Source organism: Acidovorax sp. JHL-9, assembly GCF_000426205.1.
GTDB lineage: Bacteria > Pseudomonadota > Gammaproteobacteria > Burkholderiales > Burkholderiaceae_C > Acidovorax > Acidovorax soli.
Map to the genome: position 1 here is coordinate 49,347 of NZ_AUEX01000019.1, position 21,004 is coordinate 70,350.

Below are 21,004 nucleotides of genomic sequence, written 5' to 3' on the forward strand. Positions count from 1 at the left end.
TGACTGAACTGAATACTGAAGGAATAAAGATGGCTGCAATTACCGCAAGCATGGTGGCTGAACTGCGTGGCAAGACCGACGCTCCCATGATGGAATGCAAGAAGGCCCTGACCGAAGCCGGCGGCGATATGGCCAAGGCCGAAGAGTTGCTGCGTGTCAAGCTGGGCACCAAGGCTGGCAAGGCTGCTTCGCGCGTCACTGCCGAAGGCGTGGTCGCCAGCTTCATCAACGGCAACCTGGGTGCGTTGGTCGAAGTCAACAGCGAAACCGATTTCGTTTCCAAGAACGACAGCTTCATCGCCATGGCCAACGCCGCCGCCAAGCTGGTGGCCGAGCACAACCCCGCCAGCATTGAAGCCCTGGGCGCGCTGTCCTACGAGCAAGACGGCTTCGGTCCCACGCTGGAAGACGTGCGCAAGGGCCTGATCGGCAAGATCGGCGAGAACATGTCGTTCCGCCGCTTCAAGCGCTTCAGCGATTCCAGCCTGGCTGCCTACCTGCACGGCTCGCGCATCGGCGTGGTCGTCGAGTTCGACGGTGACGCAGCTGCGGCTAAGGATGTGGCCATGCATGTGGCTGCCATGAAGCCCGTGGCGCTGACCAGCGCCGACGTGCCTGCCGAACTGATCGCCAAGGAGCGTTCTGTTGCCGAAGGCAAGGCCGACGAAGCCAACAAGGAACTGGTGGCTGCCGGCAAGCCCGCGCAAAGCGCGGAAATCACCGCCAAGCGCATCGACGGCGCTGTGCAGAAGTACCTCAAGGAAGTCTCGCTGGCCGACCAGGTCTTCGTGAAGGCTGCCGACGGCAAGCAGACCGTGGCCCAGATGCTCAAGGCCGCCAACACCAACGTGAAGGGCTTCACCCTGTACGTGGTGGGCGAAGGCATCGAAAAGAAGGTCGACGACTTCGCTGCCGAAGTGGCTGCCCAGGTGGCTGCCGCCAAGGCTGCTGCCTGATCGTTCCCTGTAACCACCCCACCCAAGCCTCGCACCACTTACCGGAGAAATTTCCCATGTCCCACGCTGCACCAGCCCACAAGCGCATTTTGCTCAAGCTGTCTGGTGAGGCGCTGATGGGGGATGACGCCTTTGGTATCAACCGCGCCACCATCGTGCGCATGGTCGAGGAGATCGCCGAAGTGACTCGCCTGGGTGTCCAGGTGGCTGTGGTGATCGGTGGGGGCAATATCTTCCGTGGCGTCGCCGGGGGCTCGGTCGGGATGGACCGTGCCACTGCCGACTACATGGGCATGCTGGCCACCGTGATGAATGCGCTGGCCCTGGCCGATGCCATGGACAAGCAGGGCCTGGTGGCCCGCGTGATGTCTGCCATCGCCATCGAGCAGGTGGTCGAGCCCTATGTGCGCCCCAAGGCCTTGCAGTACCTTGAAGAGGGCAAGGTCGTCGTGTTTGCGGCTGGCACGGGCAATCCGTTTTTCACCACCGACACGGCCGCTGCCCTGCGTGGCGCCGAAATTGGCGCCGAGCTGGTGCTCAAGGCCACCAAGGTGGACGGCGTTTATACTGCCGACCCCCAGAAGGACCCGACGGCCACGCGCTACACCAAGCTGAGTTTTGACGAGGCCATGTCCCGCAATCTGGGCATCATGGATGCGACTGCCTTCGCCCTGTGCCGCGACCAGAAGCTGCCGGTGAAGGTGTTCTCCATCATCAAGCATGGCGCCTTGAAGCGCGTGGTGATGGGGGAAGACGAAGGTACGCTGGTTTACGCTTGATCACGATGGATGGACCTGCACCGGATGCAGGCCGGCCCCAGGAGAAAACATGACGATTGCCGACATCAAGAAGACTGCCGAAACCAAGATGGACCAGTCCATCACCGCATTCAAGAACAACCTGCAGAAGATCCGCACCGGCCGTGCCAACCCTGCGCTGCTCGACACGGTGCAGGTGGAGTACTACGGCTCCATGGTGCCCCTGAGCCAGGTGGCCAACGTGGCCCTGATCGACTCGCGCACCATCAGCGTGCAGCCCTGGGAAAAGGGCATGGGTGCCAAGATCGAAAAGGCCATCCGCGAAAGCGACCTGGGCCTGAACCCGGCCTCCATGGGCGACCTGATCCGCGTGCCCATGCCGCCCATGAGCGAAGAGCGCCGCAAGGAAATGACCAAGCTGGCGCGCAATGAGGGCGAAAGCGCCAAGATCGCCGTGCGCAACCTGCGCCGTGACGCCAACGAATCCGTCAAGAAGCTGGTCAAGGACAAGCTGGCATCGGAAGACGACCAGAAGCGCGCCGAAGCCGAGGTGCAGAAGTTCACCGACAGACACATCGCCGAGATCGATGCTCTGGTAGCGGGCAAAGAACAGGAAATCATGGCGGTCTGAGCCGTCCATTGACGGGCCTGATCGTTTTACATGTCTGAATCAAAGGTGGTGCCACACCACATTGCCATCGTCATGGATGGCAACGGCCGCTGGGCCACACGCCGCTTCCTGCCGCGCCTGGCGGGCCACAAGCAAGGGGTTGATTCGCTGCGCCGCTGCGCACGCGCTTGCGTGCAGCGGGGCGTGGCCGTGCTGACCGTCTTCGCGTTCTCATCCGAAAACTGGAACCGTCCGGTCGATGAGGTCTCTGGCCTCATGGAACTGTTGGCGATGGCGCTGGCGCGCGAGGTGCCGCAGCTCAAAAAAGACGGCGTTCGCCTGTACTTTGTGGGGGAGCGCGCGGGCCTGTCGCCCAAGGTGCGTGACGGCCTGGCACAGGCGGAGGCCGCCACAGCGGAAAACACCCGCCTCGTGCTCAACGTGTGCTTCAACTATGGCGGCCGCTGGGACATCGCCCAGGCCGCTGCGTCGCTGGCAGCGCGCGGTGAATCCATCACCGAGGCCAGTCTGAATGGCGCGATGGGCCTGGCCCATGTGCCCGACCCGGACCTTGTGATCCGCACCGGGGGTGAAATGCGAATCAGCAACTTTTTGTTGTGGCAGGCCGCATACTCCGAGTTGTTCTTCAGCGACCGGCTCTGGCCGGATTTCGACGAGTCGGCACTGGACGAGGCGATTGCCGCCTTCAGTGCACGCGAGCGCCGTTTTGGCAAAACCTCCGAACAGATCCTGACCGCGCATCCCCTCCCGGTGCTCGGCTGAATAGGCCCCATGCTTCTACAGCGTGTCATCACCGCTCTTGTCCTGCTGGCCATTCTGCTGCCCGCGCTTTTTTATCCCTCCGCGGAGCCATTCGCGCTGGTCGTGCTGGTGCTCATGGCTGCCGGCGCATGGGAGTGGGGGCGCCTGAGCGGCTTTGGCCAGGCAGGTTCGCTGGCCGTGGGTGCTGCCTGCGTTGCCCTGTGTGCAGCGTCGTGGGCGCTGGGCTGGATTGATCGGCCCCTGACCGCCCTGTGGATCGTTGGTGGCGGCCTGTGGGTGCTGTGCGCGGCCTGGCTGTTGCGCGCCGGCGTGCCGGGCTGGCCCCGCATTCCTGCGGCTGTGCGCCTGGTGGCCGGGGTGCTTGCACTTTGGCTCGCCTGGCTGGCCGCTGTGCAGGCCCGCCATCTGGGCGTCAATTTTCTGCTGTCGGTGCTGGTTCTGGTGTGGGTGGCCGATATCTTTGCCTACTTTGCTGGTCGTGCCTTTGGTTTGCGTTTCACCAAGAGCAAACTGGCGCCTTCCATCAGTCCCGGCAAGAGTTGGGAAGGGGTGTGGGGCGGATTGGCGGGCGTGATCGTGCTGGCATTTGCCTGGGTTGCCGCAGATACCTATTGGCAGGCCGCAGTGCCCAGTTTTTACAGCCGCCTGGCGCATCAGGGTAGTTGGCTGCTGGTGATTTCGGTCCTGTTCATGGTGGCCATGAGTGTGGCCGGTGACCTGGTGGAGTCGCTGATCAAGCGCAGTGCGGGCGTGAAAGACAGCAGTGGCCTGCTGCCGGGGCATGGCGGTGTACTGGACCGCGTGGATGCCTTGTTGCCCACGCTGCCCCTGGCCCTGATGCTGGCGCGCCTGACGACACCCCTATGAAACAACGACTCACTGTTCTGGGCTCTACAGGCTCTATCGGTACCAGCACGCTTGACGTGGTGGCACGCCATCCGGATCGATTCGAGGTGTTTGCCCTCAGCGCAGCCACCCAGGTGGACCTGATGCTGGCGCAGTGCGCGCAGTTCAGGCCCTGCTTTGCCGTGATGGCCAGCGCACCCCATGCCCGTTTGCTGGCGGAGAAAATCAAGGCGAATGGGCTCAAGACACATGTCCTTCAATCCCCAGATGCTCTTGAAATAATAGCCTCCAACGAGGAGGTGGATACGGTCATGGCGGCTATTGTCGGGTCGGCGGGGCTGGCGCCTTGTCTCGCGGCGGCCTGGGCCGGAAAACGCCTGCTGCTGGCCAACAAGGAGGCGCTGGTCGTGGGGGGCGACGTGTTTCTGGACGCGGTGCGCGACGGGGCGGCCACGTTGCTGCCGATCGACAGCGAGCATTCGGCCATCTTCCAGTCCTTGCCCGAAGATGCTGCCACCTGGAGCCAGCGGGTCGAGAAAATCATTCTGACCGCCTCCGGTGGGCCATTTCGCACCCGGTCGCTCGACACGCTGCGTGATGTCACGCCGGAACAGGCCTGCACCCATCCCAACTGGAGCATGGGGCGCAAGATTTCGGTGGATTCGGCCACCATGATGAACAAGGCACTCGAAGTCATCGAGGCGCGCTATCTGTTTGGCCTGGCTCCGTCGCAGCTGGATGTGGTGATCCACCCCCAAAGCATCATCCACTCCATGGTGCAGTACCGGGACACTTCGGTGGTGGCGCAACTGGGCACACCGGACATGCGTGTTCCCATCGCTTACGGCCTGGCCTGGCCCGAGCGGGTCGAGTCGGGGGCTGCGGCGCTGAATTTCCATGCCCTTTCCGCCATGACCTTCGAGTCCATCGACGACCATGGGCATCGCGACCGCTTTCCCGGGCTCCAGCTGGCGTGGGACGCCCTGGCGGCCCCGCAGGGCACGACGGCGGTCCTGAATGCGGCCAACGAGGTGGCGGTGGCCGCGTTTCTGGAGCGCCGCATCCGATTCGATCAGATACACCATCTCAATCTTGCAACTTTGGAAGCGGTTTCTCCCTCCAACCCCGACTCACTCAAGGCCTTGCTGGCCCTGGATGCCCAGGCGCGCAGTGTGGCCGAGCAGGCTGTTGGCCGTCTGGCCGGCTGAATGCGGTTGATTCACGGAGCCATTGCATGCTGCTGACCCTTGTCGCGTTCGTTGTTGCCCTGGGTGTGCTGATCGCAGTGCATGAGTATGGGCATTACCGGGTGGCGGTGGCCTGTGGCGTCAAGGTGCTGCGGTTTTCGGTGGGTTTTGGCAAGCCGCTCCTGCGCTGGCAACCCAAGGGTTCAGCCACCGAGTTTGTGCTGAGTGCGTTTCCGTTGGGGGGCTATGTGCGCATGCTCGATGAGCGCGAGGCACCCGTGCCCGAGGCCGAGCGCCATCTTGCGTTCAATACCCAGCCCCTGCGCTCGCGTGCGGCCATTGTGGCGGCAGGTCCACTGGCCAATCTGCTGCTGGCCGTGTTGCTGTATTCGGCGGTCAACTGGATCGGGGTCCAGGAGCCCAGGGCGCTGCTGGCCAGTCCCGTGGCAGGTTCGGTCGCACAGGCTGCGGGTTTGCGCGGCGGTGAACTGGTGCACAGCGCGGCCCTGGGGGCGAACGAACTGGAACCCGTGCGTTCTTTCGAGGACTTGCGCTGGTTGTTGACCCGCGGCGCCCTGGAGGGCGAAAGGGTCCGGCTGGAGGTCGAGCCGACACCTGGTGCCATGCACCGAGAGGTGTTGCTGGATATGGCGCAGCTCGACACGCGCGAGGCCGATGCGCAACTGTTGCGCAAGATAGGGCTTCTGGGGCCCTGGACGCGTCCGGTGCTGGGTGAAATCATGGCCGGCGGCGCTGCGCAGCGCGCGGGGCTTCGCCAGGGCGATGTGGTGCTCGGAATTGGCGCGGCAGAGGTGGTGGATGGCCAGCAGCTGCGCGAACTGATTCGCCAGTCCGTGCGCGCCGAGGCGGCCGTGGTCCAGCCCTGGCGTATCGAACGCGGTGGCCAGCAGATCACCGTGGATGTGATGCCCGATGTCCAGAAGGAGCAGAGCGGCAGTGTGGGCCGCATCGGTGCCTATGTGGGCGCACCGCCTGAGCTGGTGATCGTGCAGCACAGCACGGTGGAGGGCTTGTGGAATGGCGTTGTGCGGACCTGGGACGTGTCCGTCCTGACGCTTCGCATGATGGGCCGCATGGTGCTGGGTCAGGCGTCCCTGAAAAATCTCAGTGGACCCTTGACGATTGCCGACTATGCCGGCCGCTCGGCCAGCATGGGTTTCACGCAGTACCTGGTGTTCCTGGCGCTCATCAGCGTGAGTCTGGGTGTGCTGAACCTGCTGCCCTTGCCAGTCCTTGATGGGGGGCACCTGATGTATTATCTTTGGGAGGGTGTGACCGGCAGGAAGGTGTCGGATGCTTGGATGGAGCAGTTGCAGCGCGGTGGCGTGGCAGTGCTTCTTCTCATGATGTCCATTGCCCTGTTCAACGATATCACCCGGCTATTTGGCTAACCTTTTTGCCGCTTTCCCCTGCGTCATGCGGCCTCCGCTTCACTCATGAAAAAACACATCAATCGCCTCGGCGTGCGTACTGCAGCGGCCGTTGCCGCCATGGTTTTTGTCGCCAATGCGGCCTGGGCTCTGGAGCCCTTCAAGGTGCAGGACATCCGGGTGGAAGGGCTGCAGCGCGTGGAACCTGGGACCATTTTTGCTTCCATGCCGCTGCGGGTGGGCGACGACTACAACGATGAAAAGGGCGCGGCCGCCATCCGGGCACTGTTTGGCCTGGGATTGTTCAAGGATGTGAGGTTGGAGGCCACCGGCAATGTGCTGGTGGTGGTGGTGGAAGAGCGCCCCACCATTGCCGATGTCGATTTTGCAGGCGCCAAGGAGTTCGACAAGGAAGCCCTCAAGAAGAGTATGCGCGACGTGGGGCTCACCGAAGGGCGCCCCTACGACAAGGCGCTGGCCGACCGGGCCGAGCAGGAGCTCAAACGCCAGTACATCAACAAGAGCCTGTATGGCGCCGAAGTGGTGACTACCGTGACACCCATCGAGCGCAACCGTGTCAACCTCACTTTCACGGTGGTGGAAGGCGAGCCTGCACGCATCAAGGAAGTGCGCATTGTCGGCAACAAGGCGTTCAGCGAGTCCACGCTCAAGGGGCTCTTTGACCAGGACACCGGCGGCTGGCTGAGCTGGTACACCAAGTCGGACCGCTATGCCCGTGCAAAGCTCAACGCCGATCTGGAGACCCTGCGCTCCTACTATCTGCAGCGCGGCTATCTGGAGTTTCGCGTGGACTCCACCCAGGTGGCCATCTCGCCCGATAAGCAGGACATCTCCATTGTGGTCAATGTCACCGAAGGCGAGCGTTTTGTGGTGTCGGGGGTCAAGCTCGAAGGCAATTACCTCGATCGTGACGACGAGTTCAAGTCGCTGGTCACCATTCGCCCGGGAGAGCCCTACAACGCCGATCAGGTCACTGAAACGACCAAGGCTTTTTCCGAATATTTTGGGCGTTTCGGTTTCGCCTTCGCGCGCGTCGAGGCGGTGCCCGACATCGATCGCGAAAACAACCGCGTGACCTTGGTGCTGCAGGCCGAACCGGCCCGTCGGGCGTATGTGCGGCGCATCAATGTGAGCGGCAACAACCGCACCCGTGATGAAGTCGTGCGCCGTGAATTCCGCCAGTACGAGGCCTCCTGGTATGACGGCGAGAAGATCCGCCTGTCGCGCGACCGCGTGGACCGGCTTGGCTACTTTACCGAGGTGGGCATCGAAACCCAGGAAGTGCCCGGATCGCCAGACCAGGTTGACCTCGTGATCAATGTGGCCGAGAAGCCCACAGGGTCACTGCAATTGGGCGCCGGTTTTTCCAGCGCTGAAAAGGTGGCCTTGTCCTTTGCCATCAAGCAGGAAAACGTTTTTGGTTCCGGCAACTATCTGGGGGTGGATGTCAACACCAGCAAGTACCGCCGCACCTTGGTGTTCAGTACCACCAATCCGTATTTCACCCAGAATGGCATTTCCCGTACGATGGACCTCTACTACCGTACCGACAAGCCCTACGAAGAGCAGGGTGGCAATTACCAACTGGTCACCACGGGTGCATCCATTCGTTTCGGGGTTCCCTTCAGCGAGACCGACACCGTGTTCTTCGGTGGCGGGGTGGAGCAGATCAAGATCAGGGCCGGCACCCTCATGCCGGCCGCCTATTTGGCCTACGCGGACACCTATGGAAGCAGCAGCATCGCCGCCCCCCTGACCATTGGCTGGTCGCGCGATGACCGCGACAGTGCGCTGGCACCCAATTCGGGGCGCTATCAGCGGCTCAATTCCGAATGGTCTGTGGCAGGTGATGCGCGCTATCTGCGGGCGAACTACCAGTACCAGCAGTACATCCCGCTGAACAAACGTTTCACGGTGGCCTTCAATGGCGAACTGGGCTACGGCAAGGGCATGAACGGTCGGCCGTTCCCGGTGTTCAAGAACTTTTATTCCGGTGGCCTGGGTTCCGTACGTGGTTTTGATCAGGGCACGCTGGGGCCGCGCGATGTCACGGGCGCTTCCTTGGGCGGGCCCAAGAAAGTCACGCTCAATGCCGAGTTGATGGCGCCTTTCCCGGGGGCCGGCAATGACCGCACGCTGCGCATTTTCACTTTCGTGGACGTGGGCAATGTGTATGGCGAAGATGACAAAGTCAGTTTCAATGACATGCGCGCATCCGCAGGTGTGGGCCTGAGCTGGATTTCCCCCCTGGGTCCGCTGCGTCTTGCCTATGCGCAACCGGTGCGCAAGTTCGCCGGCGATAGAATCCAGAAACTTCAATTCCAGATTGGTACGTCCTTCTAATGAAATCCCTTTCCCGCCATTTCACTCTGGGTCTGCTGCTGAGCGCGCTGGCCGTGGCTGCTCCTGCGCTGCAGGCACAAGAATTCAAGGCCGGTTTTGTCAATACCGACCGTATCTTCCGCGAAGCCACCACCGCCAAGGCGGCCCAGGCCAAGCTGGAGCAGGAATTTTCCCGTCGCGAGAAAGAGCTCATCGACATGGGTAACACCTTGAAGACGGCGACGGAAAAATTCGAGCGCGAGGCCCCTACCATGGCCGAGAGCCAGCGCACTACCCGCCAGCGCCAGTTGGTGGACCAGGACCGTGAATTCCAGCGCAAGCGCCGTGAGTTCCAGGAAGACTTGAATGCCCGCAAGAACGAAGAGCTCGCACAGGTTCTGGAGCGCGCCAACAAGGTGGTCAAGCAAGTGGCCGAGGCGGAGAAGTACGACGTCATCCTGCAGGAAGCTGTGTACATCAATCCCAAGCACGACATCACCGACCGGGTGATCAAGGCACTGAATGCCGCAGGCAAATAAGCGGCGACTCAGGGTGGGTGGCGCGTGAGTTTGCTCCTCGGGACCATTGTCGATGCACTGGGCGGATCGCTGGAAGGGGGGCTGCGGGAAACCGAGGTCCTTCGCATCGCACCGCTCGAAGCCGCCGGGCCAGGAGACATCAGTTTCCTGAGCCACCCGCGTTACCAGCAGCAACTGGCCGCCTCCCGGGCGGCCTGCGTCATTGTGGCGCCTGCCATGCGCGAGCTTGCGCTGGCACGCGGTGCGTGCATCGTGGCGGACAACCCCTATGCCTATTTCGCCCGGGTAACGCAGCTTTGGCGGCAGCGCCATGGCGAAGCCGTGCAAGCCGGTGTGCACCCCAGCGCCGTGGTGGATGCGACCGCCGTGGTGCATCCCAGTGCTTCGGTCGGTCCGCTGTGCGTTGTCGAGCGCGGTGCCCGCATTGGCGCAGGCACGGTGCTCAAGTCGCGTGTGACGGTGGGTGCCGACTGCCACATCGGTGCGCGCTGTATCGTGCACGCCGGCGTGGTGATCGGGGCCGACGGATTTGGTTTCGCGCCAGAAAACGGGCAATGGATCAAGATCGAGCAACTGGGCGCCGTGCGCATTGGCGACGATGTCGAGATCGGTGCCAACACCTGCATAGATCGCGGTGCGCTGCAGGACACGGTGGTCGAAGACGGGGTGAAACTCGACAATCTGATCCAGGTGGGCCACAACGTGCACATCGGCAAGCATGCTGCGATGGCCGGGTGTGTGGGCATCGCGGGCAGCGCCACCATTGGAGCGCATTGCACCGTTGGTGGGGGCGCGATTGTGCTGGGCCACCTGGAATTGGCCGACAACGTGCATATTTCCGCGGGCACGGTGGTCACACGCTCCTTGAACAGGCCGGGCCAGTACACCGGCATGTTCCCCATCGACGACAATGCCCGCTGGGAAAAGAACGCTGCGACACTCAAACAACTGCACAGCCTGCGCGAGCGCATCAAGGCGCTGGAGCAGGCCCTGAAGGCAGCATGAACGGAAGAACAACTCGATGATGGATATCCACGCAATTCTCAAGCAGCTGCCCCACCGCTACCCGTTTCTGTTGGTAGACAAGGTGATCGAGCTTGAGAGCAACACCCGCATCAAGGCCATCAAGAACGTCACGTTCAACGAGCCTTATTTCATGGGGCATTTCCCCGGCCGTCCGGTGATGCCCGGTGTGTTGATTCTTGAAGCCTTGGCGCAAGCCGCAGGCCTGCTGGCTTTTGATGCCATGGGCAAGGTGCCCGATGAAAACAACATCTATTATTTTGTCGGTATCGACGGCGCGCGTTTCAAGCGCCCTGTGGAGCCGGGTGACCAGCTGATCCTGTCCATCACCATCGACCGCGTGCGCGGTGGCATCTGGAAGTTCAAGGGCGTGGCCAGCGTGGGCGACGAGGTGGCATGCGAAGCCGAACTCATGTGCACCATGCGCAGCGTAGGCTGACTGACCAAACTGTTCAGACCTGTTGGACCGTGAGCAATATTCATCCCACAGCCATTGTCGAGGCGGGTGCCCGCATCGATCCCTCCGTGACGGTGGGGCCGTACACCGTGATAGGCCCCGATGTTTCCATCGGTGCCGGCACCACAGTGGGCCCGCATTGCGTGATCGAAGGGCGCACCACCATCGGTGCGGACAACCGCATTTTCCAGTTTGCATCGCTCGGTGCCGCGCCGCAAGACAAGAAGTACGCGGGCGAGCCCACACGGCTTGTCATCGGAGACCGCAACACCATCCGCGAGTTCTGCACCTTCAACCTGGGAACCACCCAGGACAAGGGCGTGACGACCATAGGCGATGACAACTGGATCATGGCCTACGTGCACATCGCGCACGACTGTGTGGTGGGCAACCAGACCATCCTGGCCAACAACGCCACCCTGGCCGGGCATGTGCAGGTGGCGGACCAGGCCATCATCGGCGGGCTCACGGGCATTCACCAGTTTGTGAAGGTGGGCGCGCATGTGATGGCCGGTTTTGCCAGCCATATCTCGCAGGACGTTCCGCCCTTCATGATGGTGGACGGCAACCCTCTGGCCGTGCGGGGCCTGAATCTCGAAGGCCTGCGTCGCCGTGGTTTCTCGGCTGCACGGATGGCTGGCATCAAGCAGATGCATCGCGTTCTATACCGGCAGGGGCTGACCCTGGAGGCTGCCCGCACCGCCATCGCCGAGTTGCCGGTCACCCATCCGGAAGCCGCCGCCGACATCGCGCTGGTGCTGGCCTTTCTGGATGCCTCCACGCGCGGCATTGCGCGCTGAGGGGCGCCCATGAGCACTTCCCCCCGCGTCGCCATGGTGGCGGGCGAAACTTCGGGCGATCTGCTCGCAGGCCTGCTGATCGACGGAATGCAGGCCCACTGGCCGCAGCTGCAATCCTGCGGCATTGGTGGTCCGCAAATGCAGCGGCGTGGTTTTGAGGCCTGGTGGCCTAGCGAGAAGCTGGCTGTCCATGGCTACAGCATGGAAGTGCTGCGCCGGCTGCGGGAGTTGCTCGGAATCCGCAAACAGCTGCGCGAGCGTTTGCTCAGGGACCGTCCCGATGTTTTTATCGGTGTGGACGCGCCCGACTTCAATCTGGGCCTGGAGGCCGACTTGCGTGCCGCCGGCATCAAGACGGTGCACTTCGTCTGTCCGTCCATCTGGGCCTGGCGTGCCGGCCGGGTCGAGAAGATCCGCCGCAGCGCAGACCATGTGCTGTGCATTTTTCCGTTCGAGCCCGAGCTTCTGGCGCGCCATGGCATTGCGGCCACGTATGTGGGCCACCCGCTGGCGGGTGTGATTCCCATGCTGCCAGACCGCGCCGCCGCCCGGGCACAACTCGGCCTGCAGGATTCGGACGAGGTGCTGGCCATCCTGCCCGGCAGCCGTTCTTCCGAGATTGAGTACATCGCCCAGCCGTTCTTTGAGGCGGCGGCGCTTATGCTGAAAACGCGACCCGCCATCCAATTGGTCGTGCCGGCGGTGCCCGCCTTGCGTGACCGTATCGTCCAGATCGCCCACCACTGTGGCCTGGGTGGGGCGGTGCAGATCATTGCAGGGCAGTCCCACACCGTGCTGGCCGCCTGTGATGCCACCCTGATCGCCAGCGGTACCGCAACGCTGGAAGCGGCACTCTTCAAGCGCCCTATGGTGATCGGCTACCACATGCATCCGCTGAGCTGGTGGCTCATGCGCCGCAAGCAGTTGCAGCCCTGGGTGGGTCTGCCCAATATCCTTTGCCGCGAATTTGTGGTGCCTGAGCTCATCCAGGATGCGGCCACGCCGCAAGCGCTTTGCGCGGCAGCGTTGGAATGGCTGGACGCACGGCGCAACAACCCCCAGAAAATCGCGGCCCTGGAGCGGCGCTTTACGGCGCTGCACGAAAGCCTGCAACGCAACACCCCTCAACTGGCTGCCGATGCGATCCAGAAAATCCTTGCCACCTGAACAGGCCAGCCTGCCCTGGCATCCCCCGGGTCTGGTGGCGGGGGTGGACGAGGCCGGCCGCGGCCCGCTGGCCGGGCCCGTGGTGGCCGCTGCGGTCATCCTCGACGACCTGCACCCCATCGCCGGACTGGCCGACTCCAAGAAGCTCACTGCCGCGCGGCGCGAGGCCCTGTTTGACGAGATCCGGGCCAAGGCGCTGTGCTGCAGCATCGCCGAAGCCAGTGTCGAGGAAATCGACCGCCTGAACATACTGCAGGCCACGCTGCTGGCCATGCGCCGCGCCGTGCTGGGCCTGCGGCTCAAGCCGAAGATGGTCCTGGTCGATGGCAACCGGCTGCCCACGCTGGACATGCCGGCCGAGGCCATTGTCAAGGGCGATGCGCTGGTGCCTGCCATTTCGGCGGCCTCCATTCTGGCCAAGGTGCACCGGGACCGCTGGTGCGTGCAGGTCGATGCGCAGTACCCGCAATACGGCTTTGCCGGCCACAAGGGCTACGGCACGGCCATGCACATGGCCGCCCTGCGCGAGCATGGCGCCTGCATTCACCATCGGCACAGCTTCGCGCCCGTGGCCAGGGTGCTGGCCTGAATCGCCGGGTGCTGCAAGTCATTTCATTGCCCGCACGGGACACCGCATGACCTCCGCTCCCCTGACCGTGATCCACTCGCGTGACAACGCCTTTGCCAAAGACCTGCGCCGGCTGGCGCAGGACAGCACGGCCTACCGCAAGCAGGGCCGTGTCTGGCTGGAGGGCGACCACCTGTGCAGCGCGGCCTTGCAGCGTGGCGTGCGGCCCGTGGTGGCGGTGTTTTCGGAGTCTTTTTGGCCTCTGGCACCCGTTGCATATGTGCAAGCAGCTACTAAGCTCGTAGTGATCGCCGACGCCCTGTTTGCGGACATCAGCGGCCTGGAATCACCGGCGCCCATGGGGTTTGTGGTGGACGTCGCCGCGCCGAGGGGTTTGCAGGCGGGGGTTGCCACGGTGGTGCTGGACCGCGTGCAGGATGCCGGCAATGTGGGTTCCATCCTGCGCAGTGCATCGGCATTTGGCTTCCGGCAGGTGGTGGCGCTCAAGGGCAGTGCGGCGCTGTGGGCGCCCAAGGTGCTGCGCGCGGGCATGGGCGCGCACTTTGCGCTCGATCTGGTGGAAGGGCTGGAGGTGCAGGGGCTCCAGGCGCTTCAGGTGCCACTGCTGGTGACCCATGTGCACGATGGCGACTTCCTGCACCGTGCCGCCTTGCCGTGGCCGTGCGCCTGGGTGCTGGGCCATGAAGGGCAGGGCGTGTCGCCCGCGCTGGAGGAGCGTGCCACCCAGCGTATCCGCATTGCCCAGCCTGGCGGCGAGGAGTCCCTGAACGTGGCGGCGGCCGCAGCCATCTGCCTGCACGCCAGTGGCGCCACGCGCTGAAATTTGGAACGCGTCGGCTGGGTCGGTTGGGAAAGAACGGCACATTGCGTGGCGTGCTGCAGCCCCTGTCTCGATGCCGCATTGCGGCATGAGGGCATTCGAGGCGGGACTCAGCTGGGTATAATCAAGGGCTTTTCTCGCAACAGCGTCGCCCGATCGCACCCAAAGCAACAACCCATCTGAGAGCAGCCGCCGGCACGCCTTGCGCGAGCGGCCTGCAGGCGCCGGGCGACCGTAACCATCCGGAGAATCCAGTGCTCTTGTCTCTACAGGGAAACTTCCCGCCCGCCATCTTGGCGCTCGCAGACGGCACGGTCTTTATCGGTAATTCGATCGGTGCTTCATCCGCAGATGCGGGCACCACCGTCGGCGAAGTGGTGTTCAACACCGCCATCACCGGCTACCAGGAAATCCTCACCGACCCCAGCTATTGCCAGCAGATCGTGACGCTCACGTATCCGCACATCGGCAACTACGGCGTCAACACCGAGGATATCGAAGCCGACAAGGTCCATGCCGCAGGCCTCATCATCAAGGATCTGCCCCTGCTGGCCAGCAACTTCCGCCAGACCGAAAGCCTCTCGCAATACCTTGTGCGCCACAAGACGGTGGCCATTGCCAACATCGACACCCGCAAGCTGACCCGCCTGCTGCGCAACAAGGGGGCGCAGAACGGCGCCATCGTCGGCCTGGCGGCCGGCGAGACCGTGACACAGGCACGCGTTGACGCCGCGCTGGCCGCAGCCAAGGCCGCGCCCAGCATGAAGGGCCTGGACCTGGCCCAGGTCGTGACCACGCCCGCCGCCTACCCCTGGGACCAGACCGAGTGGAAGCTGGGCTCGGGCTACGGCAAGCAGGAATCGCCGCGCTTCCATGTGGTGGCCTACGACTACGGCGTGAAGCTGAACATCCTGCGCATGCTGGCCGAGCGCGGCTGCAAGCTGACGGTGGTGCCAGCCAAGACGCCGGCCGCCGAAGTGCTGGCCATGAACCCCGACGGCGTGTTTCTGTCGAACGGCCCCGGCGATCCCGAGCCCTGCGACTACGCCATCACGGCGGTACGCGAGATCATCGACAGCGGTATTCCCACCTTTGGTATCTGCCTGGGCCACCAGATCATGGCCCTGGCCTCTGGCGCCAAGACCTTCAAGATGCAGCACAGCCACCACGGTGCCAACCACCCGGTGAAAGACCTGGACAACGGGCGCGTCAGCATCACCAGCCAGAACCACGGCTTTGCGGTGGAGCTGGAGTCATTGCCCGCCAACCTGCGCGCCACGCACATCAGCTTGTTCGACGGCACGCTGCAGGGCCTGGTGCGCACTGACAAGCCCGCCTTCTGCTTCCAGGGGCACCCCGAGGCATCGCCCGGCCCGCACGACATTGCCTACCTGTTCGACCGCTTCACGGCATTGATGGCCACGGCCCAGGAGAAAAAATAATGCCAAAGCGCACAGACCTCAAAAGCATTCTCATCATCGGCGCCGGCCCCATCATCATCGGCCAGGCCTGCGAGTTCGACTATTCCGGCGTGCAGGCCTGCAAGGCCCTGCGCGAAGAGGGCTACAAGGTCATCCTGATCAACAGCAACCCCGCCACGATCATGACCGACCCGGCCACGGCCGACGTCACCTACATCGAGCCCATCACCTGGCAGACGGTCGAGAAGATCATCGCCAAGGAACGCCCCGACGCCATCCTGCCCACCATGGGCGGCCAGACCGCGCTGAACTGCGCCCTGGACCTGTGGCGCAATGGCGTGCTCGACAAGTACCAGGTCGAGCTGATCGGCGCCACGCCCGAAGCCATCGACAAGGCCGAAGACCGCCTCAAGTTCAAGGATGCCATGACCAAGATCGGTCTGGGCTCCGCACGTTCGGGCATCGCGCACAGCATGGAGGAAGCCTGGGCGGTGCAGAGGCAAGTGGGGTTCCCGACCGTGATCCGCCCCAGCTTCACGCTGGGTGGCACGGGTGGCGGCATTGCCTATAACCCCGAAGAGTTCGAGACCATCTGCAAGCGCGGCCTCGAAGCCTCGCCCACCAACGAGCTGCTGATCGAAGAGTCGCTGCTCGGCTGGAAGGAGTACGAGATGGAAGTGGTCCGAGACAAGGCGGACAACTGCATCATCATCTGCTCCATCGAGAACCTGGACCCGATGGGCGTGCACACCGGCGACTCGATCACCGTGGCCCCCGCGCAGACGCTGACCGACAAGGAATACCAGATCATGCGCAACGCGTCGCTCGCGGTGCTGCGCGAGATCGGCGTGGACACGGGCGGCTCCAACGTGCAGTTCTCGGTGAATCCGAAGGACGGTCGCATGATCGTCATCGAGATGAACCCGCGCGTCTCGCGTTCGTCGGCGCTGGCCTCCAAGGCCACCGGTTTCCCCATCGCCAAGGTCGCTGCCAAGCTGGCCGTAGGCTATACGCTCGACGAACTCAAGAACGAGATCACCGGGGGCGCAACGCCCGCGTCGTTCGAGCCCTCGATCGACTATGTGGTCACCAAGATCCCACGTTTTGCGTTCGAAAAATTCCCCACGGCCGACAGCCGCCTGACCACGCAGATGAAATCCGTCGGCGAGGTCATGGCCATGGGCCGTACCTTCCAGGAATCCTTCCAGAAAGCCCTGCGCGGCCTGGAAGTGGGCGTGGACGGCATGAACGAAAAGACCCAGGACCGCGAGACGCTGGAAAAGGAGCTGGGCGAGCCCGGCCCCGAGCGCATCTGGTACGTGGGCGATGCGTTTGCCATGGGCCTGTCGGTCGATGAAGTGTTTGACCTCACCAAGATCGACAAGTGGTTCCTGGTGCAGATCGAGCAGATCGTGAAGATCGAACTCGATATCGACAAGCTTGTTGCCGAGAGGGGTGCGGGCGCCCTGGCGGCAATCGATGCCGGAACGCTGCTCACGCTCAAGCAAAAGGGCTTCTCCGACCGCCGCTTGGCGAAACTGCTCCAAACCACCGAGAAGGCCGTGCGCGAAGCGCGCCGTGCGCTGAACGTGCGCCCGGTGTACAAGCGCGTAGACACCTGCGCGGCCGAGTTCGCCACCGACACCGCTTACCTGTACTCCACTTACGAAAATGCCACCTACGGGGGCGTCGCGGAATGCGAGGCCGAGCCCTCCACCAACAAGAAGATCATGGTGCTGGGCGGTGGACCGAACCGCATCGGCCAGGGTATCGAGTTCGACTACTGCTGCGTGCATGCGGCGCTGGCGATGCGCGAGGACGGTTACGAGACCATCATGGTCAACTGCAACCCCGAAACCGTTTCCACCGACTACGACACATCCGACCGCCTGTACTTCGAGCCCGTCACGCTCGAAGATGTGCTGGAGATCGTGGACAAGGAAAAACCGGTCGGTGTGATCGTGCAGTACGGTGGCCAGACGCCCTTGAAGCTCGCCCTGGGCCTGGAAGCCGAAGGCGTGCCGATCATCGGCACCAGCCCCGACATGATCGATGCGGCCGAAGACCGCGAGCGCTTCCAGAAGCTGCTGGGCGAGTTGGGCCTGCGCCAGCCGCCCAACGCCACGGCCCGCACCGAGCCGGAAGCGCTGGAAAAGGCCTCCGCCCTGGGCTACCCCCTGGTGGTGCGCCCCAGCTACGTGCTGGGCGGCCGCGCGATGGAAATCGTGCACGAGCAGCGCGACCTGGAGCGCTACATGCGCGAGGCCGTCAAGGTGAGCAACGACTCGCCCGTGCTGCTCGACCGCTTCCTCTCCAACGCCATCGAGTGCGATGTGGACTGCGTGCGTGATTCCGCAGGCGTGACCTTCATCGGCGGCGTGATGGAGCACATCGAACAGGCCGGCGTGCACAGCGGCGACTCGGCGTGCTCGCTGCCCCCGTACTACCTGTCGCAGCCCACCATCGACGAAATCAAGCGCCAGACGGCCGCCATGGCCGAGGGCCTAAACGTGGTAGGCCTGATGAACGTGCAGTTCGCCATCCAGGAAGTTGATGGCAGGGACATCATCTATGTGCTGGAGGTGAACCCCCGCGCATCGCGCACGGTGCCCTTCGTCAGCAAGGCCACGGGCATCCAGCTGGCCAAGGTGGCGGCGCGTTGCATGGCGGGCCAGACCCTGGCCAGCCAGGGCATCACCCAGGAAGTGACGCCCCCGTACTTCAGCGTGAAGGAGGCGGTGTTCCCGTTCGTCAAGTTCCCTGGCGTGGACACCATCCTCGGCCCCGAGATGAAGTCCACCGGCGAGGTGATGGGCGTGGGCAAGACCTTCGGCGAAGCCTTCGTGAAGAGCCAGCTGGGCGCGGGCACCAAGCTGCCCACCTCGGGCAAGGTGTTTCTCACCGTGAAGAACAGCGACAAGGCACGCGCCGTGGCCATTGCCCGCGACCTGGTGGCGATGGGCTTCGAGCTCGTGGCCACCAAGGGCACGGCGGCGGCCATCGCCGAGGCCGGCGTGCCAGTGGCAGTGGTCAACAAGGTGACCGAGGGCCGCCCGCACATCGTGGACATGATCAAGAACGACGAGATCGCCATGGTCATCAACACGGTGGAAGAGCGCCGCAACGCGATCGCCGACTCGCGGGCCATCCGCACCTCGTCGCTGCTGGCGCGCGTGACCACGTTCACCACCATCTTTGGTGCGGAAGCTGCGGTCGAGGGCATGAAGTTCCTCGACAAGCTCGATGTGTATTCGGTGCAGGAACTGCACGCCCAGCTGACCGCCTGATGGTGGTCTGTGCCCGGGCAAACGCGGCATAATCTGCCCTGACCAGACACCGCCGCGCGGCAACGTGCGGCGGTTTCCTTTTTAGGGTCGCCAAAGGCATGGACAGCGAAGCTTCCTGTCCATGTCGGGTGACTGACCGGTGGGGTTGCTTCGCATTCCCACCGCTTTGATTGACGGAGATTCATCGCAATGGCCACCATTCCCATTACCAAGCGCGGCGCTGAAATGCTCAAGGCCGAGTTGCACCGCCTCAAGACCCTAGAGCGGCCCGCAGTGATCACGGCGATTGCCGAGGCGCGTGCGCAGGGTGACCTCAGCGAAAATGCCGACTACGACGCGGCCAAGGACCGCCAGGGATTCATCGAGGGCCGCATCCAGGAAATCGAGGGCAAGCTCTCGGTGGCGCAGGTCATCGACCCGAGCGGTGTGGACGGTGGCGGCAAGGTAGTGTTTGGCGCCACGGTCGAGCTGGAGGATGAAGACTCGGGCGATACGGTGAAATACCAGATCGTGGGCGAGGACGAGGCCGATCTGAAACAAGGCCTGATCAATATCTCCAGCCCGATTGCCCGGGCCCTGATCGGCAAGGAAGAGGGCGACACGGCGGAAGTGCAGGCACCGGGCGGCGTGCGCCGCTATGAAGTGGTGGCGGTCAGCTACCTGTGATACCAAGCACCATGCGCACCCGCCTTCCTGCCTTTCTGGCGGCCCTCTGGTGGGGCAGCCTGACGACCATCGGGCTGCTGGTGGTGCCGCTGTTGTTTGTCCATTTGCCCACCCCTGCACTGGCGGGCGGCATGGCGGCAAGGCTGTTTGCCGCCCAGACCTGGGTGGCGGTAGTGTGTTGCGTGCTGTTGCTGCTGGTCTCAAGGCCAAAAGGCGAGGTGACCCCCTATCCATGGGCTCAAGCGACTATGGTTTTTATCGTTGCTGGCCTGCTGCTGGCATTGCTGACCCAGTTTGGCGTGGCGCCGCGCATCGTCGCCCGGCAGGATTTGCGCCTGTGGCACACGGTGGGCAGCGTGATGTATGCCGTGCAGTGGGTGTGCGCAGGCATGACGCTCTGGCGAACGCTGCCGGCCCGTCATCCACAATGACGGCTGGTCGTGGCTCTGTGATCGCAACGGGAGGCAGGTGATGGTTTCGCAAGTCGTACGCATCGAAACAACGCAATGGCAGGGGCTGCAGGGCAATCCTGCCTGGACGACTGCGGTGGAGGGGGGGCAGGTGCTGTTCTTTCCCCAGCTCGCTTTTGCACTGCAGCCCGAAGAAAAAACATACCTGCGCCCGGACATCCGCGACCCGGGCGCACGCAACATCAGCCTGGATGCCCAGGGCCGCCTGAAGGGGGCGGCGGGCGACGCAGCAACGCAGGCGGGCCTGGCGGCGATGGTGGGGCGCTTTCGGGAGCAGGCCATGGCGCTGGTCTCGGGCCTGCTGCCAGACTATGTTCCCGCGCTGCGCCTGGCGCCCACGAGCTTCCGGCCCATGCAGGTGGAGTCGCGCGTGCAGTCGTGGCGCGCGGACGATCGCCGCCTGCATGTGGACGCCTTTCCTTCGCGGCCCAATTACGGTGAGCGCATTTTGCGCGTGTTCACCAATGTCAATCCCGAGGGCCAGCCCCGGGTGTGGCGGCTGGGCGAGCCGTTTGAAACGGTGGCGCGCAATTTCCTGCCCAAGGCCAAGCCCTATGTGCGCTGGCAGGCCCATGCCCTCCAGGCGCTGCATGTGACCAAGTCGCTGCGCAGCGAATACGATCACCTGATGCTGCAACTGCACGACGGCATGAAGCGTGACATGGCCTACCAGAAAGAGGCGACGCAGGAAACGGTGCCGTTTCCTGCCGGATCGACCTGGATCTGTTTTTCCGACCAGGCTTCGCATGCGGTGATGTCGGGCCAGTACATGCTGGAGCAGACCCTGCACCTGGCCCCCGGCCATGAGTACGACCCCGCCGCGAGTCCGCTCGCGATCCTGACGCGCCTGTCGGGGCGACCCCTGGTGGGGGTTTGAGGGTCCGCCCGGTC

The 21,004-nt window shown here is 63.6% G+C and carries 20 protein-coding genes; all 20 read left to right on the top strand.

Features of this window, described 5'->3' with window-relative positions; genetic code table 11:
• Positions 1 to 29 precede the first annotated feature (29 nt).
• The 20 genes from tsf to K225_RS0113255 all read left to right on the top strand — a co-directional run bounded on the left by tsf (position 30) and on the right by K225_RS0113255 (position 20,990).
• Positions 30 to 956, top strand: coding sequence for a translation elongation factor Ts (gene tsf, locus K225_RS0113160; RefSeq protein ID WP_026436855.1), 927 nt, complete (start codon positions 30 to 32; stop codon positions 954 to 956).
• 56 nt (positions 957 to 1,012) lie between these two features.
• Complete coding sequence (gene pyrH, locus K225_RS0113165) at positions 1,013 to 1,735, top strand: UMP kinase (RefSeq protein WP_026436856.1); 723 nt, start codon at positions 1,013 to 1,015, stop codon at positions 1,733 to 1,735.
• Between the two features lie 49 nt (positions 1,736 to 1,784).
• Positions 1,785 to 2,345 (top strand): ribosome recycling factor, encoded by a 561-nt coding sequence (frr, locus tag K225_RS0113170; protein WP_026436857.1) that lies wholly within the window; start codon positions 1,785 to 1,787, stop codon positions 2,343 to 2,345.
• 30 nt (positions 2,346 to 2,375) lie between these two features.
• Entirely contained in the window at positions 2,376 to 3,107 is a 732-nt protein-coding gene (uppS, locus tag K225_RS0113175; protein ID WP_026436858.1) for a polyprenyl diphosphate synthase, read from the top strand.
• Between the two features lie 9 nt (positions 3,108 to 3,116).
• Entirely contained in the window at positions 3,117 to 3,974 is an 858-nt protein-coding gene (locus K225_RS0113180) for a phosphatidate cytidylyltransferase (protein ID WP_026436859.1), read from the top strand.
• The gene (gene ispC / locus K225_RS0113185) at positions 3,971 to 5,161 is read left to right on the top strand and encodes a 1-deoxy-D-xylulose-5-phosphate reductoisomerase (protein ID WP_026436860.1); all 1,191 of its coding nucleotides are present in this window, start codon (positions 3,971 to 3,973) and stop codon (positions 5,159 to 5,161) included. Before K225_RS0113180 ends, ispC begins: the two co-directional genes overlap by 4 nt.
• Before the next feature lie 26 nt (positions 5,162 to 5,187).
• Positions 5,188 to 6,552, top strand: coding sequence for an RIP metalloprotease RseP (rseP, locus tag K225_RS0113190; RefSeq protein WP_026436861.1), 1,365 nt, complete (start codon positions 5,188 to 5,190; stop codon positions 6,550 to 6,552).
• Between the two features lie 45 nt (positions 6,553 to 6,597).
• The gene (gene bamA, locus K225_RS0113195) at positions 6,598 to 8,895 is read left to right on the top strand and encodes an outer membrane protein assembly factor BamA (protein ID WP_026436862.1); all 2,298 of its coding nucleotides are present in this window, start codon (positions 6,598 to 6,600) and stop codon (positions 8,893 to 8,895) included.
• Positions 8,895 to 9,413: an OmpH family outer membrane protein gene (locus tag K225_RS0113200; protein ID WP_026436863.1), complete on the top strand. Its 519-nt coding sequence runs from the start codon at positions 8,895 to 8,897 to the stop codon at positions 9,411 to 9,413. The genes bamA and K225_RS0113200 overlap by 1 nt, the downstream gene beginning before the upstream one ends.
• Before the next feature lie 24 nt (positions 9,414 to 9,437).
• Positions 9,438 to 10,418: a UDP-3-O-(3-hydroxymyristoyl)glucosamine N-acyltransferase gene (gene lpxD, locus K225_RS0113205; protein ID WP_026436864.1), complete on the top strand. Its 981-nt coding sequence runs from the start codon at positions 9,438 to 9,440 to the stop codon at positions 10,416 to 10,418.
• Between the two features lie 16 nt (positions 10,419 to 10,434).
• The gene (gene fabZ / locus K225_RS0113210) at positions 10,435 to 10,875 is read left to right on the top strand and encodes a 3-hydroxyacyl-ACP dehydratase FabZ (RefSeq protein WP_026436865.1); all 441 of its coding nucleotides are present in this window, start codon (positions 10,435 to 10,437) and stop codon (positions 10,873 to 10,875) included.
• Positions 10,876 to 10,904: 29 nt separating this feature from the next.
• Positions 10,905 to 11,693, top strand: coding sequence for an acyl-ACP--UDP-N-acetylglucosamine O-acyltransferase (gene lpxA / locus K225_RS0113215; RefSeq protein ID WP_026436866.1), 789 nt, complete (start codon positions 10,905 to 10,907; stop codon positions 11,691 to 11,693).
• 9 nt (positions 11,694 to 11,702) lie between these two features.
• The gene (gene lpxB, locus K225_RS0113220) at positions 11,703 to 12,860 is read left to right on the top strand and encodes a lipid-A-disaccharide synthase (protein ID WP_026436867.1); all 1,158 of its coding nucleotides are present in this window, start codon (positions 11,703 to 11,705) and stop codon (positions 12,858 to 12,860) included.
• Positions 12,832 to 13,449, top strand: a complete 618-nt coding sequence (gene rnhB / locus K225_RS0113225; RefSeq protein ID WP_026436868.1) for a ribonuclease HII — start codon at positions 12,832 to 12,834, stop codon at positions 13,447 to 13,449. The genes lpxB and rnhB overlap by 29 nt, the downstream gene beginning before the upstream one ends.
• Before the next feature lie 46 nt (positions 13,450 to 13,495).
• Entirely contained in the window at positions 13,496 to 14,269 is a 774-nt protein-coding gene (locus K225_RS0113230) for an RNA methyltransferase (RefSeq protein WP_026436869.1), read from the top strand.
• 254 nt (positions 14,270 to 14,523) lie between these two features.
• Positions 14,524 to 15,711 carry a glutamine-hydrolyzing carbamoyl-phosphate synthase small subunit gene (gene carA, locus K225_RS0113235; protein WP_026436870.1) on the top strand — a complete coding sequence of 396 codons (1,188 nt, stop codon included), beginning with the start codon at positions 14,524 to 14,526 and terminating at the stop codon, positions 15,709 to 15,711.
• A complete protein-coding gene (carB, locus tag K225_RS0113240; protein ID WP_026436871.1) occupies positions 15,711 to 18,977 on the top strand; it encodes a carbamoyl-phosphate synthase large subunit in 3,267 nt (1,088 codons plus the stop codon). The genes carA and carB overlap by 1 nt, the downstream gene beginning before the upstream one ends.
• A gap of 189 nt (positions 18,978 to 19,166) precedes the next feature.
• On the top strand, positions 19,167 to 19,643 hold the full coding sequence (gene greA, locus K225_RS0113245; protein WP_026436872.1) for a transcription elongation factor GreA: 477 nt from the start codon (positions 19,167 to 19,169) through the stop codon (positions 19,641 to 19,643).
• An 11-nt stretch (positions 19,644 to 19,654) separates the two neighbouring features.
• Positions 19,655 to 20,074, top strand: a complete 420-nt coding sequence (locus K225_RS0113250; protein WP_026436873.1) for a DUF4149 domain-containing protein — start codon at positions 19,655 to 19,657, stop codon at positions 20,072 to 20,074.
• A 40-nt stretch (positions 20,075 to 20,114) separates the two neighbouring features.
• Positions 20,115 to 20,990 (top strand): Kdo hydroxylase family protein, encoded by an 876-nt coding sequence (locus tag K225_RS0113255; RefSeq protein WP_026436874.1) that lies wholly within the window; start codon positions 20,115 to 20,117, stop codon positions 20,988 to 20,990.
• The last annotated feature ends 14 nt before the right edge of the window (positions 20,991 to 21,004 follow it).